At 45.8% G+C, this 15,247-nt stretch carries 10 protein-coding genes and 4 riboswitches; of the genes, 5 read left to right on the top strand and 5 right to left on the bottom strand.

The genetic code is table 11. From position 1 onward, the window contains the following. Positions 1 to 212: 212 nt before the first annotated feature. Entirely contained in the window at positions 213 to 1,442 is a 1,230-nt protein-coding gene (locus ACZ5PT_RS15505) for a carboxylate--amine ligase (protein ID WP_464263931.1), read from the top strand. Positions 1,443 to 1,631: 189 nt separating this feature from the next. Here the strand turns inward: ACZ5PT_RS15505 and ACZ5PT_RS15510 are convergent, their stop codons facing one another. Then, positions 1,632 to 2,627 carry an endonuclease/exonuclease/phosphatase family protein gene (locus ACZ5PT_RS15510; protein ID WP_464263932.1) on the bottom strand — a complete coding sequence of 332 codons (996 nt, stop codon included), beginning with the start codon at positions 2,625 to 2,627 and terminating at the stop codon, positions 1,632 to 1,634. 249 nt (positions 2,628 to 2,876) lie between these two features. After that, positions 2,877 to 2,954: riboswitch (cyclic di-GMP riboswitch) on the top strand. A gap of 144 nt (positions 2,955 to 3,098) precedes the next feature. Beyond that, a riboswitch (cyclic di-GMP riboswitch) is annotated at positions 3,099 to 3,176 on the top strand. Positions 3,177 to 3,320: 144 nt separating this feature from the next. After that, positions 3,321 to 3,409, top strand: a riboswitch (cyclic di-GMP riboswitch). A 112-nt stretch (positions 3,410 to 3,521) separates the two neighbouring features. Here ACZ5PT_RS15510 and ACZ5PT_RS15515 point away from each other — a divergent pair. Then, on the top strand, positions 3,522 to 6,611 hold the full coding sequence (locus tag ACZ5PT_RS15515) for a MopE-related protein (RefSeq protein WP_464263933.1): 3,090 nt from the start codon (positions 3,522 to 3,524) through the stop codon (positions 6,609 to 6,611). 225 nt (positions 6,612 to 6,836) lie between these two features. Beyond that, positions 6,837 to 6,942, top strand: a riboswitch (cyclic di-GMP riboswitch). Positions 6,943 to 7,173: 231 nt separating this feature from the next. Next, positions 7,174 to 8,595, top strand: a complete 1,422-nt coding sequence (locus tag ACZ5PT_RS15520) for a pectate lyase family protein (protein WP_464263934.1) — start codon at positions 7,174 to 7,176, stop codon at positions 8,593 to 8,595. Positions 8,596 to 8,637: 42 nt separating this feature from the next. On the opposite strand, the gene ACZ5PT_RS15525 is transcribed toward ACZ5PT_RS15520, so the two are convergent. Beyond that, positions 8,638 to 9,036, bottom strand: a complete 399-nt coding sequence (locus ACZ5PT_RS15525) for a transposase (protein ID WP_464263935.1) — start codon at positions 9,034 to 9,036, stop codon at positions 8,638 to 8,640. 947 nt (positions 9,037 to 9,983) lie between these two features. On the opposite strand from ACZ5PT_RS15525, the gene ACZ5PT_RS15530 reads away from it, so the two are divergent. Beyond that, positions 9,984 to 10,763, top strand: coding sequence for a Stp1/IreP family PP2C-type Ser/Thr phosphatase (locus ACZ5PT_RS15530; protein WP_464263936.1), 780 nt, complete (start codon positions 9,984 to 9,986; stop codon positions 10,761 to 10,763). Between the two features lie 40 nt (positions 10,764 to 10,803). Further along, entirely contained in the window at positions 10,804 to 11,568 is a 765-nt protein-coding gene (locus ACZ5PT_RS15535; RefSeq protein ID WP_464263937.1) for an FHA domain-containing protein, read from the top strand. A 9-nt stretch (positions 11,569 to 11,577) separates the two neighbouring features. Here ACZ5PT_RS15535 and ACZ5PT_RS15540 read toward each other — a convergent pair whose 3' ends face one another. Genes ACZ5PT_RS15540 through ACZ5PT_RS15550 form a run of 3 tightly spaced genes read right to left on the bottom strand, consistent with a single transcriptional unit; the run spans position 11,578 to position 15,198 of the window. Beyond that, the gene (locus tag ACZ5PT_RS15540) at positions 11,578 to 12,711 is read right to left on the bottom strand and encodes a tetratricopeptide repeat protein (RefSeq protein ID WP_464263938.1); all 1,134 of its coding nucleotides are present in this window, start codon (positions 12,709 to 12,711) and stop codon (positions 11,578 to 11,580) included. A 40-nt stretch (positions 12,712 to 12,751) separates the two neighbouring features. Then, positions 12,752 to 13,756: a polysaccharide deacetylase family protein gene (locus tag ACZ5PT_RS15545; protein ID WP_464263939.1), complete on the bottom strand. Its 1,005-nt coding sequence runs from the start codon at positions 13,754 to 13,756 to the stop codon at positions 12,752 to 12,754. Positions 13,757 to 13,779: 23 nt separating this feature from the next. Further along, a complete protein-coding gene (locus ACZ5PT_RS15550; protein ID WP_464263940.1) occupies positions 13,780 to 15,198 on the bottom strand; it encodes an adenylate/guanylate cyclase domain-containing protein in 1,419 nt (472 codons plus the stop codon). Between the last annotated feature and the right edge of the window lie 49 nt (positions 15,199 to 15,247).

The raw sequence follows: 15,247 nt of genomic DNA on the forward strand, positions 1-15,247 counted from the left end.
TCAGCTTCCTTTGCGGAGAGGCTGACTGACTGTTCAAGAGCCGTCTGCTGATCCATTTGTTTGTCGAATTCCAGATTGTTCCCCCATAAAGTCGCCGACCACATGGGTGGGTAACTTTCAGCGCTCAGCAATGCTTCGTAAAGCCTAACCAAACAGTTTCCAGAGACCACTATTCGCAACCTTGTTAAATTCCTTCAGATTGAGGCGTGAATATGATCCCCGCAATTGTTCTTTCGACCCATAACATGGGGCTTGGAGTCATCAGGTCCCTTGGAGAAAAGGGCGTGCCGATCATCGCCATTGTTTATACCCCCAATGACATGGGGTATTTATCAAAGTACGTGAAGGAATCTATTTATGCACCGCACCCCGAAAAACATCCCCTTGAGTTTATCAAATTACTAACCTCCTGCCATATACGCTACGGTAAATGCCTTATAATACCGGCAGACGATGCAACATTATGGGTGGTTTCAAAATACAAAAGTCTTCTTGAAAAAAACCATCTGGTTGCTTGTTGTGGATGGGAGGTTACCCATAAAGTCCTAGACAAAAAGCACACATACGCTGTTGCGGAGGCCGTTGGAGTGGAAATCCCACAAACAAGGACCCCCAAGTCAAGCGAGGAAGTAAAAGAATTCTGCGACCTTATCGGATTCCCCTGCTTAGTTAAACCCTGCTACAGCCACAGGTATTTTGAATTATTCAGAAAAAAACTGACCAAAGTCAACACGCTTGGTGAGGCTCTCCACGAGTACAAAACCGCTAAGAAAGCAGGGATCGAGGTCATGATCCAGGAGTATATTCCAGGAGAAGACTCCAATGGAGCGAACTACAACTCATATTTCCTCGAAGGCCAACCGGTAGCCGAAATAACCGCTCAAAAAGTCAGGCTTTCCCCAAAAGGGTTCGGAGTCCCCTGTGTCGTCTCCAGCAAACACATAGAGGAAATCAGCCAACCAGGCCGAGAACTTCTCAGGGCCTTGGGCTTTCACGGATATTCCTGCATTGAGTTCAAAGAGGATTCTAGGAACGGAAAATACAAACTGATGGAGGTGAACGGGAGATACAACCGGTCAATCCTTTTGTCTAACAAATGCGGGATCAATTTCCCCTGGCTTGAATATCAGTATTTTGTGCTCGGGAAAATAGATCCTATCCCCGAATGGCGGGAGGGCGTCTTTTGGATTGACGAATTCAGAGACATCTACGAGCAATTTAAGCCCCAAAATAAGGGCAATTTTCAATTTAAAAAACTCATGACTCCGTATTTTGGAAAGAGGTCTTTCGCTGTATTTGACCTAAAGGACTTGAAGCCGTTTTTCAAAAGAGCCATGGATGCTCGTTGGGTTGGCGGGGATTACAATAAAAAAGAGTACCTGCTACAAAAAGCCCTTATTAACAGGTTCTTCCCCAAACCAAAAGCCAATGATGTCCAATAAAAAAACCTTATGCCATTGGAGCGAAGAACAGAAGGAAACGTTAGGCAGCGGAAGATGTTTCCAATAACATTCATTCACAGTTGAGTATCAATTCAGAAATTCAGTGTCTTCCGTGCTTTCAGTGGACAATGTTAGATAAATTAACGCAACACCGATTTTTGGTGTAGCCAAGCAGATAACCAGAATTCATTATTCCATAGTGAGTGTCAACTCAGCGATAGCGGGGTAATGATCAGAACCACCGGAATCAGACAGGGTTGACGCACTCCCGGCAACAAAATGGTGGCTATAGAATATGTGATCAATACGCACCAGGGGCGGAACAGACAATTTGCCGAGAAACTTGACGTTAGAAGACGGATAAGTAAATCCAAACCCCCACCCTGCTTGCCAATGTGCATTTTTCAGCATCGGCTCAAATAGTCGATAAGTTTGCGACTGGTCGGTTGTGTTAAAATCGCCACCCAAAATCAAAGGATTAACCTCCCCAACAATTTCTTCCGCAATTAAGCGAGACATTTCCCTATGTTTTCGCTGCCACCTTCCACGTGATGGATGAATATTAAGTACCGTGATAGGGCCACTTGGTGTCGAGATAATAACTTTCTGTGCCCTCCCCTTACCATTTCCCGTATTTATTTGCCTCACTGGAAAATGACTGATAACGGCCTGAAGCTTTCCTTTTTCAAAGGTCACATTGGGTTCATTGAGATATAAATCATCAAGTTCAGCGATCAAGGCCCTTAATTTGTCTTGATGAATTTCCTGCAGAAGAATCAAATCCGGGTTTTGATTTCTAATGACCTTGGCCATTTCAATTACGTTTGAATTTTCTCGCCAGACATTATAGGTCATCACTTTCAAAGGGAATCCAGCGGCAGGCTTCTCCTGTCCTGACAGGAGGAGTGGTGCGTAAGCAGCTAAAATCAAAAACGATGGAACAACCAAGACCAGTGCCAATAAATTACGATTCGACATTAAAGCGAGTGCAATTCCTGCCAAAAGGCCCAAGAAACACCATGGCATCAAGTAGTTGAACATGCGCACAGGCATAAACTGGTCTCCAGTCCACCAGCGCAAGACCCAAGCAAGGAGCAGCCCTATCCCGTACCCCCAAACAGCAGCCCAAAACAGGACACTCAAAGAGATCAGTATTTTAGTGGCGATTTGAGATTCAAAAATCATGAATTATTTCCAGAATGTAAAAATACTAAGCCATAACCAAACCCATGGTTGCAGGACATGTTATAGAATAAAACACCAATCCCCCCTGTCAATTCTATCTTGGCTGGCTACGTAGGGCGACACAACAATCTAACTTTATTAGACAATTTAACTTCTAAGAATTGGGGACTTAGGTTGTTAAATTTAATTTTCATTTTTTTGCTTGACTGCTTTTCTGAAGCCCCCTATCATCCATAGAAATTAATGAATCTCCGACAAGGGCAAAGCTAGAGTGATCTGGTGACGCAAAGCCACGGGTCCTGAAAAATGGATAGCCGGGCCACCGAAGAGTGTGCTTTCCTGCGGATTCGTCCATATTTTAAGCACAGCACTCACCTTCGGTTACGAATGGTGAGTTTTTTATTGCTCAAATTATTTCTAAAGCAAAGGAAAAGAACAACCGAAACGGTTAAAAACAAAAACCAACCAAACCTCCGATAAGGGCAAAGCCAGAGTGATCTGGTGACGCAAAGCCACGGGTCCTGAAAAATGGATAGCCGGGCCACCGAAGAGTGTGCTTTCCTGCGGATTCGTCCATATTTTAAGCACAGCACTCACCTTCGGTTACGAATGGTGAGTTTTTTATTGCTCAAATTATTTCTAAAGCAAAGGAAAAGAACAACCGAAACGGTTAAAAACAAAAACCAACCAAACCTCCGATAAGGGCAAAACCAGAGAAATCTGGTGACGCAAAGCCACGGGTCCACTGATTTGTAACATTGGTGGATAGCCGAGTTGCCGAAGAGAGTGATTACACTTTTTGCCCTCCATCCCCCTCCCGCATTCTGTGGTGCTCGTTCGGTTAAACGTATGGGCGTATAGCCCTGTCGGAACAAATGACAGGAGAACACAGAAATGCACAGACTCACAAAAACACTTTTCACAGCACTCACACTCATCTGCCTTTGCGCAGGACTGGCATCGGCCAAAGACATCGTGATTACCTGGGACCCAAGCCCGTCAGAAGATCTGGCCGGCTATAAAGTCTACTACGGAACCAATCCAGGAACGTACGATGGGTCCGCAGCAGTCGAAGGTCTCTCCCCGATCGATATCGGGACCTCTACGACTTTAGATTTTGTCGGGCTGGACAATTCCGAGAACCATTATTTTGCTGTTACTGCCTATAATTATTCTGGGGAAGAGAGTGTCCACTCCAATGAAGTTCTCTCTCCAGTCTGGTCATACGAGGATTACGACGCCGATGGCTATGACCAAACCGTTGACTGCGACGACTACGACGCCAAGATCAACCCCGGCGCTACTGAAATCCACAACAACGACATCGACGAGAACTGCAACGGTATGGATGATGATGTCCTGATCGTTGCCCCAGCAGGAGCCATCGAAGCGGAAAACGGCAACCTGACGGCTCCGATGGGAAAAATCGCCGATAGCGCAGCCTCCGGCGGCTACTATATTCAAACGACAGTCAACCAATCCGGCTTAGCAACCTACAACTTCAACGTTACCACTTCCGGTGTGTACAAGTTCGTCGCTAGAAGTTTCATGCCCGATGGCAGTGCCGACTCTTTCTATGTCGATATTGATGGCCAGGGAGAATTTACCTGGTACCTAACCACAAATATCTATAACGCTTGGCACGAGAACGAGATCACCAACATGGCCGAGGGAATCTATACCGCAGAACTGACCGCAGGTAACCATTCGATCACCGTCAGGGGCCGTGAAGCTAATGCAAAAATCGACTATCTCTACTCGGTAAAGGTTGGCGAGATTGCATCCCTGGACGTTGACAATGACGGCTACGACGTCAACAGTGACTGCAACGACAACGATCCAGCAATCAACCCGGCGGCAAACGAAATTCCTTATAACGGGATTGACGAAAACTGCAACAACATGACTGATGACGATGATCTCGATCAGGATGGCTTCGCAACTGCCGACGATTGTAACGACAACGATCAGACAATCAATCCTGCAGCAAACGAAATCCCTTACAACGCGATTGACGAGAACTGCAACGGTATGGATGATGATGTCCTGATCGTTGCCCCAGCAGGAGCCATCGAAGCGGAAAACGGCAACCTGACGGCTCCGATGGGAAAAATCGCCGATAGCGCAGCCTCCGGCGGCTACTATATTCAAACGACAGTCAACCAATCCGGCTTAGCAACCTACAACTTCAACGTTACCACTTCCGGTGTGTACAAGTTCGTCGCTAGAAGTTTCATGCCCGATGGCAGTGCCGACTCTTTCTATGTCGATATTGATGGCCAGGGAGAATTTACCTGGTACCTAACCACAAATATCTATAACGCTTGGCACGAGAACGAGATCACCAACATGGCCGAGGGAATCTATACCGCAGAACTGACCGCAGGTAACCATTCGATCACCGTCAGGGGCCGTGAAGCTAATGCAAAAATCGACTATCTCTACTCGGTAAAGGTTGGCGAGATTGCATCCCTGGACGTTGACAATGACGGCTACGACGTCAACAGTGACTGCAACGACAACGATCCAGCAATCAACCCGGCGGCAAACGAAATTCCTTATAACGGGATTGACGAAAACTGCAACAACATGACTGATGACGATGATCTCGATCAGGATGGCTTCGCAACTGCCGACGATTGTAACGACAACGATCAGACAATCAATCCTGCAGCAAACGAAATCCCTTACAACGCGATTGACGAGAACTGCAACGGTATGGGCGATGACGATGATCTCGATCAGGATGGCTTCGCAACTGCCGACGATTGTAACGACAACGATCAGACAATCAATCCTGCAGCAAACGAAATCCCTTACAACGCGATTGACGAGAACTGCAACGGTATGGGCGATGACGATGATCTCGATCAGGATGGCTTCGCAACTGCCGACGATTGTAACGACAACGATCAGACAATCAATCCTGCAGCAAACGAAATCCCTTACAACGCGATTGACGAGAACTGCAACGGTATGGGCGATGACGATGATCTCGATCAGGATGGCTTCGCAACTGCCGACGATTGTAACGACAACGATCAGACAATCAATCCTGCAGCAAACGAAATCCCTTACAACGCGATTGACGAGAACTGCAACGGTATGGGCGATGACGCCATGGTCATTGCGCCTTCAGGAGCTATTGAAGCAGAAAATGGCAACCTGACAGCTCCGATGCAAAAAGTCCCCGATAGTGCAGCCTCTGGCGGTTACTACATCCAAACGACAGCTAACCTATCCGGCTTGGCAACCTACAGCTTCAACGTCACCACTCCCGGGGTGTACAAGTTTGTAGCCAGAAGCCTTATGCCCAGTTCCAGTGCCGACTCTTTCTATGTCGATATTGATGGCCAGGGAGAATTTACCTGGTATCTGACCACCAACATCTACAACACTTGGAACGAGAATGAAATTACCAACAAGGCCGAGGGAATCTATACTGCAGGACTGACCGCAGGCAGCCATTCGATAACCATCAGGGGCCGTGAAGCTAATGCCAAGATCGATTACATCCGCTTGATAAAAGTGGCGGAACTCCCTTCGGGCCCAGTTAGAATCGAAGCCGAGTCGGGAACCCTCTCTTCACCAATGCAAGCAGTACAGGACTTGGCCGTTTCGGGTGGATCCTATATCAGTTCAACATCAAATAATGCAGGTACCGCAAGCTACGCTTTTGACATTGATGTCGCGGGATCATACAAAATCGTTGCTCAAGTATTCGCTGCCGACAAAGCTACTGACTCTTTTTATGTCAATATTGACAACAAGGGTGAGGTGATCTGGGATCTGAACCCCACTGAAGCAGCAAGCGAATTCAATCTCTGGCGAAAGGATGATGTTACAAACCGCGGGACCGGAACCTATAACGCCCCCCAATTCGATCCCTATATCATCGACCTGAACAGTGGTAGCCACACCATCACCCTGAGATGCAGAGAAAGTGGCACCAGGCTGGATTACCTTGAATTTGTAAAAGAATAGACAGTGGAGCGCAACTTAGCGAGCTATTACCGCAGGCGATTGCAACGGGCAATAGCTCGCTAAGCATCCAATTTATGGTCTCTTTTTTTGGCAAAAGCCGACAATCTTCTTGACTCAGGTAAGCAACTGGATAAAAATGAGATCGAGAAGTTTTATCAAACACACTAGAAATGACACACAGTCAAGCAGTAAAAGCTAAACATAAAGTCAATTAAAACGCTTTTCCTTTGTTCAGAGCAAACCATGGGAAACCATGGGACGCAGAACCACGAGACTAAAGGGGTGTGATGCTTTAAATCCATCACATTCCAACGTCAGTCGGGTCGCCGGAGGCATTACTTCTGGCGACCCGTTTTTTTATACTCTAGAGGATCAATACAAAATGAAAAATATATACGATACAGACACTGCCCAGGGGGTTAGACTTCTTTTGAGTAGAAATGGAACACATAATCTTCCCGATTATTATGCCCATTTGACAACAGAACCAAATTGTTTAGCCAGTGACACACAGAGTGCACGAGTAGAGAAACAATTAATTGGAACATTCAGGAGAAAAGAAATGAGTATTAAAACAATTACTTCAAAAGGAGTAAGCCCCCTATTCAACAACATGAAACGCACCCTTAGCACTATCGCACTCATAATGACTATGCTCGCATTAATGGCAGGACTGTCATATGCCCTACCAGCGTTCCCAGGTGCGGAAGGGTTCGGATCGGGTACAATAGGGGGTCGTGGCGGAAAAATAATTGAGGTAACCAACCTTAACAATAGTGGTTCCGGCAGCTTTCGGGAAGCCGTTGAAGCCTCAGGGGCTCGCATTGTTGTCTTTCGTACCGGTGGAACCATTGACAGTTCTGGAGACATTATTATCCGCAATCCCTACATAACGATTGCGGGACAAACAGCTCCTGGAGATGGGATTGCCATCCGCGGGTCAAAACTACAAGTCGCGACTCATGACGTGATTATCAGAAATATTCGCGTCCGTCCTGGCGTTGCTGCCGGTAATGACGCCATCATGATTGGACACCCCACTGTCGCGCCCTACAATGTCATCCTGGATCACTGCTCGGTCAGTTGGGCAGGAGATGAAAACTTTTCCACATGGGCAGATATCCACGACATCACTATCCAGTGGTCTTTATCCACAGAAGGCCTGCTGCACAGCAATGTAAGCTATGGCATGCTGATAGGTGAACACGCAAAAAATATTTCAATTCACCACAATTACTTTGCCCACAACAATGATCGCAACCCGCTATTTAAAGGAGATACCACTGGCGAAGTTATAAATAATGTCGTGTACAATTGGGGCTCATTCGGAATGAGACTGAAAGACGTCGTCGATTCAGGCACCGATATAGCATCTACAGTGCAAGTCGAGGGGAATCACTACAAACCGGGCCCCCAGACGAGCAGTAGCAAATTAGGCATAACGGTCGCCGGTATAAGTGGTTCCAGATTTTACGTTAAAAACAATATCGGCCCAGGCAGACTGACAAATACTGGGGACGACTGGCTTGCCGTTGATGGCAGTACCGCATACAGGGTCAACACACCTCCATTAGGGATCTCCCGCATTACCGTTGATGATGTATCCCAAATAACGGATATCATTTTTTCCGAAACAGGTGCAGGTGCTGTTGCGCCCCATAGAGATTCAGTCGATTTACGAGCAATGCAAACCTTTGCAAACAACTCAGGAACATGGATTAGTTCAGAAAGCGAAGTAGGCGGATGGCCATATCTGTCATCCGGCACGCCGCCTGCCGATTCTGACCACGATGGTATGCCAGACAACTGGGAGGTTTCGAAAAACCTTAACCCTCAAGATTCTTCGGATGGGAATAGAGATCGAGATTCCGACGGCTACACGAATATAGAAGAATATATTAATGGCTTAATGCCCGGAACATCTATCCCTGCTGAAAAGACGATTGAGCCGCCACCAAACGTAGAAATCATTAACAAGAGTTGAGTCCGTGGGCCTGTAACGCTGATTGTGTAAATGGCCCGTCGGTCAGAGTAGCGGCATCCGCCCTTCAAATATAATCGAAAATTGATTCAGTGCCGATCGCCAGTTGTGGATCGGCATTGTCCATTTTTTTGAAATATTCTGTAACGCCAAGTAGAGCAGCTTGATCATTGATTCGTCATTGGGGAACGATCCCCGGTTCTTCGTGACCTTCCACAGTGACATATTCACCGATTCAATGGCGTTGCTCGTGTAGATCGCTCTGCGTATGTCGGAAGGATAAGAGAACAGTGGCGTAATCCGTTCCCCGTTGCGCCGCCAGGATTTAGCAATTTGTCGGGTGACTGGCGTTCCACTTGTCCTCGAACTGCTCCAAGTTAAACTGGCCTTTTCGACAGTTGTCGCTGAGTAAATCGCTTTTAGGTCAGTGGCGACCACGCGCATTCAAAAAAGCAGGGGTACCATATAAGGTGCCATATGCTATGCGGCATAGCTATGCCGCGTGGTCGTTAGCCTTAGGAATGAACCCCAATCAGCTAGCTTCTTTGATGGGGCATGCTTCAAGACAAATGGTCTACAATGTTTATGGAAAACATACGGATGGTCTCGTGAACGATGTAAGCAAAATCCAGAATTACTTCTGAGCACAAAGGGTCACAAAAACAAACGCCATCCTAAACTAAGTAGTTTAGGATGGCGAACGTCTTAGCGAAAGCCGGCAGCCCATCGCACGTAAGCTACTGATTTTACACTATTTTAATTGGTGGAGGTGGCGGGAATCGAACCCCATCTTACCAATTTAATCTAGCCGCGACAAACAGCTATTATTACTAACCTTTCAACAACTTAACCACTTTTCGTCCGTCTGGGTTTGTCCATATAATACCGTATAAAACATGTCATACCGGCATGAATGGCGAAAGTTTGGCGAAAGTTCCCACACTGAAATGGTAGGAAATAATGAATAACAACAGACTCTCTGCAATTGTCAGCATCCCTGAAGCAGACCCACCTATAACACCATTCATTCCGGTTTCAAAAACATTCAAAAACCACTTGCTGCCAAGAAGTAAAAACCGGATTTTTTCCAAAATCAGTAAAACTCACGTCAAGACCAACTGATTGGAGAGTGGAGGGTATAAAAGGGTCAATAGAGAACCTAGGCCACAAATAATAACCATCCAACGCCTTACAGATGTTCTTCTCCCCTTCCCTATAAGCCCTTAAGTGAAGCAGGATATGATTATCAGCATAGTTGTCACCTCTAACTGAATTCATAACAACTCAATATTTTTCTGCTGCAATCAAACACAATTAACAAATGCCTTTATAATTAAAACAAAAGACCAGTGTTTATTAATTCAACAGGAAGTTATTACTGGAGATGTGGGATGAAAAAAATGTCCGGTTCCATACCATGGAACGACCTGCAACTGGCCTACTTTGGCATCTCACATGTGGGGCAAGTACGCAAAACCAACGAAGATGATTTTCTTATAATGCCTGAATACCGCCTATTTTGTGTTGCTGATGGCATGGGCGGCCACGATGCAGGAGACATTGCCAGCCGCTTAACGCTTGAGAGTATTGCCAACTATATGGACTCGATCAATCCGGATACTGATGTCGCTCTTCCGCTTGTGAACCCTAGAACCCTCTTCTCCTCTTCTGCTCTAGAAGGTTCAATACAATACGCTAATACCATGGTAAACAATGAAGCTGCGGGGAGAATGATGGGTTCTACCATTATTGCTGGGCAATTTTTAGACAATGAACTAAAACTCGCCCATGCCGGTGACAGCCGTATCTACCTGTACAATAATGGCCGATTAAGACAACTGACCGAGGATCATTCTTTGGTCTATGATCTTTATCTGCAGGGGCAAATATCCAAACAGGGAATGCGAACCCATTCACAGCGCAACATCATTACCCGCGCAATAGGGACAAGTGCTGACATTGAGGTAACTTCACAGTCTTTAAGACTTGATAAAGGAAGTTTGCTGTTATTTTGTTCTGACGGGTTAACCTCAATGCTGGAAGATGAGGAAATAGCAGATATTCTTGAAACAGGAAAAGACCTTACTCTCAGTGGCGAAAAACTTATTCAGAGAAGCAACGATGCCGGCGGTCGGGACAATATCACTATTTTACTGGTATCAATTCAATAAACCTTTGTGCCCAGCTTATACAAGTTAAAAGGATTGAAACATGCCTGCGCCACCAGTAATCACAGTGCAAATCATCCATATTGAAGGCCCCTTAAAGGGGCAGATACAGGAATTTTCTAAACCGGAAATCTCGATTGGTCGCCATCCTTCCTGCGATGTTAGATTTCCCGCTGAATGTGGAACAATCTCACGAAAGCATGCCAAGCTGCTCAGAGAATGGAATCAATTTCGTTTGAGCGACATCAGTGCTAACGGAACCTTTGTTAACGGGAAAAAGATCGATCAGATTCACTTGAAAGATGGCGATGTCATAACCATTGCGCCGAATGGTCCGAAAGTGAGCTTTTTGACCAAGATTGAAGACTCACTGGTTGCCCCGGATGTCGTCGTTCCGACAGCCGATCCCGCCCCACCTCTACCAGCACCTCAGGTGCCACCACCAGTTACGAAATCGAGCGAGCAGCCCCAGCAATCTCAGCCGGTCGTGTCGACAAAAACCCCACTGATCATTCAGTACGGCCCGAAACTCGAATCTTTCGATCAACTTCCTATCGATCTCGGCAAAGCTGCTAACTGCGCATTTATTATCGATCATCCTGAAATAAAAGATCTACATGTGCAGTTGTTTTACTCAAACAATCAGTATTGGATTAAAGATCTTACCGGCCTCAAATTGGTCTGCGTTAGTGACCAACCGGTCGAGAATGGCATGCAACTCAATACAAATGACGAAATAAGCCTCAGCCCGAGTGGACCATTTTTCCGCTACCTGGGGAACGGTCGTTTGGCTGAGCTTGAAAAATGACGTATTAATCTACCTTTTGAGCAGCTTGCGTACATTCTTCAGCCCTTTTAGCGCTTTATTGTGGTCAGGGTTCAAATGAAGAGTGGTTTCCCATTCACTTGCGGCAGCGGCAAACTCTTCAGCCAGAAAATATTTTACCCCTTTGCGATAATGTGATTCAGCTTTCTGAATGACATTATTCTGCACCTCAGCCTTAATAGCAGAGACATCCCTATAATGACTATCAACGTTTTTCAGCAGACGTAACGCATCCAGGTCATTACCATTGGCGATATGGATCTTTGCCAGTTGATATCCCGACTGATTAAATATTTCTCTCGCTTTCGAGTGCTCAGGGTTGCCTTTCAAGACCATCTTGGCCAACGACATCGCATTGTTATAGTTTTTGGACTGATAGCTGCTATTGGCTCGTTGCAGGACATCACGTGTAAATGACGAATCCACCTCTTGATAACTATTAACAATATCTTCTTTAACAGCCTGTTTTGCCACTCGATAGGGACCTTCAGAGGTAATAAGTTTGATGGCTGATCCCTCTTTAAATCCATGAGTGCTTTTCAAGTCATTATAGTGAGCGATGACATTTAGCATTTCTGCGTTGCGGTATTCGCGCATAGCAATACTACGCAAATTCTCACCACTTTCTGTCTTGTAAACCCTGAAATCCGGTCGACCTAGGTTGTTTTTCAAATTGTTCAATGCGGTTGTATGTCGCGGGTTATAATTCAAGGCGATCAGGAACTCCCGCTGGGCTCTGCTACGGTTGTTATTGTCCAGCTGAGCCAGGCCGTTTTGAAAATGCTGGTCAGCTTTCTGTTGTGCGGTTGCCAGCAGAGATTGAGCACGCTCTTGCTCAAGAAGATTATCAGGTTTGAGATTGGCCAGAATCCACCAATAGAAGGAGGCCCGATATAAATCTCCCCTTCTCTCAGCAGATTCAGCTTTCGCTTGATACCTTTCCTGCAGCGCAGGGAAATCAGGTTTCTGAACTGATGGCATTTGTTTTTGTATGGGAGAGCTTGAACAGCTGCACAGCACCATCATCACTACGCAGAGGGATAAGCAATGATACAAATGACGAAGAGCCACCGGGCACCAACGCTTGATAGCCTCAGTTGTTCTGGAGCGCTGCAAGCAGGTCATGCCAGTCGCCTTTCATCATCACGGATGGTCATTGATCCCCCTATTGCAGAGTCAACTTTTTAAAAGTCTTGAGACTTGCTTTGAATTTGTTAATGTCATATCCACCAAAAATCATGATGCGATTGATTCTGTAGCGTGGCACAAAAAACGGATTGGGCTTTGGATTGACGGTAAAAGCTCCACGAAATCCGTTTTTAAAGGTGTACGCTGACACCAGATGGTTCGTTTCCCCATATGGGTAAGCGAGCAGATCAACTTTTTTGTTGATCTTTGCTTCGATGATGCTTGCCGAATGATTCAGTTCATTTTCGATCTCGTTAACATACATGAGGTAAGACTCGCCCGATTTCCTTTTTGTCAAATAGCGATGAGAGCGGGTGTGGCACTGCATCTCAATCTGGTGTTTTGACATTTCCTTAATCTCAGCCCAATTCAAGTGATTCTTTTCTCCGTCGATCAAACCGGTGTAGATAAATAAAGTGGCCGGATAGCCGTATTTCTTCAGAATCGGGTAAGCGAGAGTATAAAAAGACCGCCATCCATCGTCGATAGCAATGAGCACCGATTTTTTTGGGATTTGGCGTTTAAAATCAAGGAACTCAAAAAAAGACTTCATACTGATGACATGATAGTCATGGTCTTTGAGGTAACGCATCTGCGCCTCGAACTCACTTGCCGTCACAGTCATCTTATTCGTAGCTCTGGTCGAAAAATTATGATAGGTCAAAATCGGTACTTCCTGATAACCATCAATCGAAAGCCCACCAAGGAGATAGGGCTCTAAAGGAATAATAATTTCCTCGCCCGGCACCAATTCTTTGAGTTCGTTAAATTCAGCAATCAGCCACCCCATGGATGCGTCTTTCAGGTATTTTTCTGCCAGCGAGGTAACACTATCGCCAGCCTGGGATGTTACGACGAGGTAATCAGGAAAGTGCTCAGAGCGGACAAGATCACCACCGGGGGGGACCGGTTGCAAATCGACAAGCGCACAACCGGATAAGAAGAAGGCATTGAACAACAAGCAGACCAGCAACAAACGCATGAAACGATAAAAGCAGCAGATCCTCATGTTGCCACCTGCATATCAGCCTGCGACGAATCATTTAAGCTTCGCAATCGATAACTTTCCAAAACACCTTCGTGACCAATTAACTTTTGCGGCGTTAATGGCTCAACACAGGCAATATCCTTTATTAATTGATAAATGCTTTTGCTGATAATGATCTCCTTGGCTTCAGCTTGGCCATTGAGCCAAAAAGCTTCTTTAATACTTTCTCCTATCGAACTGTATTCAACCCGAGAAGCTGAACCGATATTCCCGGAAAGCACTACCCCGGAACTCATACCAATCCGAATCTTACCCAAAAGTTGATTTCTGCCGACATCATGTTCACGTAGTACTTTCTGCAGCTCCCAGGCCGCCCTGACTGCTCTTTTGGTGTGATCCTCACGGTAAACCGAAACACCAAAAATCCCGACAACCGCATCCCCCATAAACTTGTCGACATAGCCCCCTTGGGCCAGAATGGTATTCGTGGCGATCCCAATGTATTCATTCAGCGCCTCCACAACCTCTTCTGCCTTGGTATGGCTGGCGTACTCACCAAAGCCGACAATTCCGGCATAGAGGATTGTGACCTGTCTTCTAGATGCATAACTGGAACCGTTCGATTGTGATGTTTCTAAAATCCGTTCAAGGCTCGTGCAATTGAGATAATCGGCAACGTCGCTTTTCGTCTGTTCTTTCACACGAAGGTTGTTGGATAATTGTCTGACCTCAGAAGCCAGATCGCCAAATTCATTATTATCCGACAAGTCCAACTGAAAGTTTAAGTCACCCCGGCGGATTCCCTGAATTGCCGTCATAATTTTATAGAGAGGGAACTTAATCCAGGCTGTTAAAAAAATAGCCAGACTGAAGACGAGCAGCAAAAGGATGAGTAAAGGTAAAAAAAAGGATTTCAACAATGCTGAAGATTCAACATCAACAAAATCACTAATATACTGTTGAGACAGCCCCACATAAGCAGTTCCCAAAATTTTATTCTGTAAACTCAGCGGTTGACTCAGTTCATAAACAGTTCCCTCATGCTGCTTTGTGTCGGCGGCTGTTTCATTATAATTTTCACCGACTCTGCTTGGATCTGTATGTGCCAGAATGATTTGATTGTGATCGACTACAGATATAAATGAAACAGCCTCATCACGCGCATAGTCACTCGCCAGAAGGATTAACCTTGAAAGATCACCTTCCAACAGAATCATTTTGGAAGTTAGGCTCAGGTGAGCGAGGGTCAACTTCCCCTTATTAATCACTGATTGATTAAGCGTATCGTTGTAACGATCGTAAAAGGCTCCCCCAAGGGCAAAGACAAGAAGCACAAGAATAGACAGAAGCGTAACAAAGATTCTGACAAAAAGCGGAATGCGCCGACGTATCCCTGAATCATTTTTTCTAGGAAACAGGCTCTCGAAGAGATTCATTTTCCCGCCTTGATGAATGACTATCAAACCATAAACTATTCATACAAAA

The sequence above is a fragment of the Desulfuromusa ferrireducens genome (genome assembly GCF_055389805.1).

Bases quoted from the DNA above. Each gene is read 5' to 3' on its own strand.
- ACZ5PT_RS15505 (WP_464263931.1), top strand. From the start codon at position 213: ATGATCCCCGCAATTGTTCTTTCGACCCATAACATGGGGCTTGGAGTC.
- ACZ5PT_RS15510 (WP_464263932.1), bottom strand. From the start codon at position 2,627: ATGATTTTTGAATCTCAAATCGCCACTAAAATACTGATCTCTTTGAGT.
- ACZ5PT_RS15515 (WP_464263933.1), top strand. From the start codon at position 3,522: ATGCACAGACTCACAAAAACACTTTTCACAGCACTCACACTCATCTGC.
- ACZ5PT_RS15520 (WP_464263934.1), top strand. From the start codon at position 7,174: ATGAGTATTAAAACAATTACTTCAAAAGGAGTAAGCCCCCTATTCAAC.
- ACZ5PT_RS15525 (WP_464263935.1), bottom strand. From the start codon at position 9,036: ATGCGCGTGGTCGCCACTGACCTAAAAGCGATTTACTCAGCGACAACT.
- ACZ5PT_RS15530 (WP_464263936.1), top strand. From the start codon at position 9,984: ATGAAAAAAATGTCCGGTTCCATACCATGGAACGACCTGCAACTGGCC.
- ACZ5PT_RS15535 (WP_464263937.1), top strand. From the start codon at position 10,804: ATGCCTGCGCCACCAGTAATCACAGTGCAAATCATCCATATTGAAGGC.
- ACZ5PT_RS15540 (WP_464263938.1), bottom strand. From the start codon at position 12,711: ATGACCTGCTTGCAGCGCTCCAGAACAACTGAGGCTATCAAGCGTTGG.
- ACZ5PT_RS15545 (WP_464263939.1), bottom strand. From the start codon at position 13,756: ATGCGTTTGTTGCTGGTCTGCTTGTTGTTCAATGCCTTCTTCTTATCC.
- ACZ5PT_RS15550 (WP_464263940.1), bottom strand. From the start codon at position 15,198: ATGAATCTCTTCGAGAGCCTGTTTCCTAGAAAAAATGATTCAGGGATA.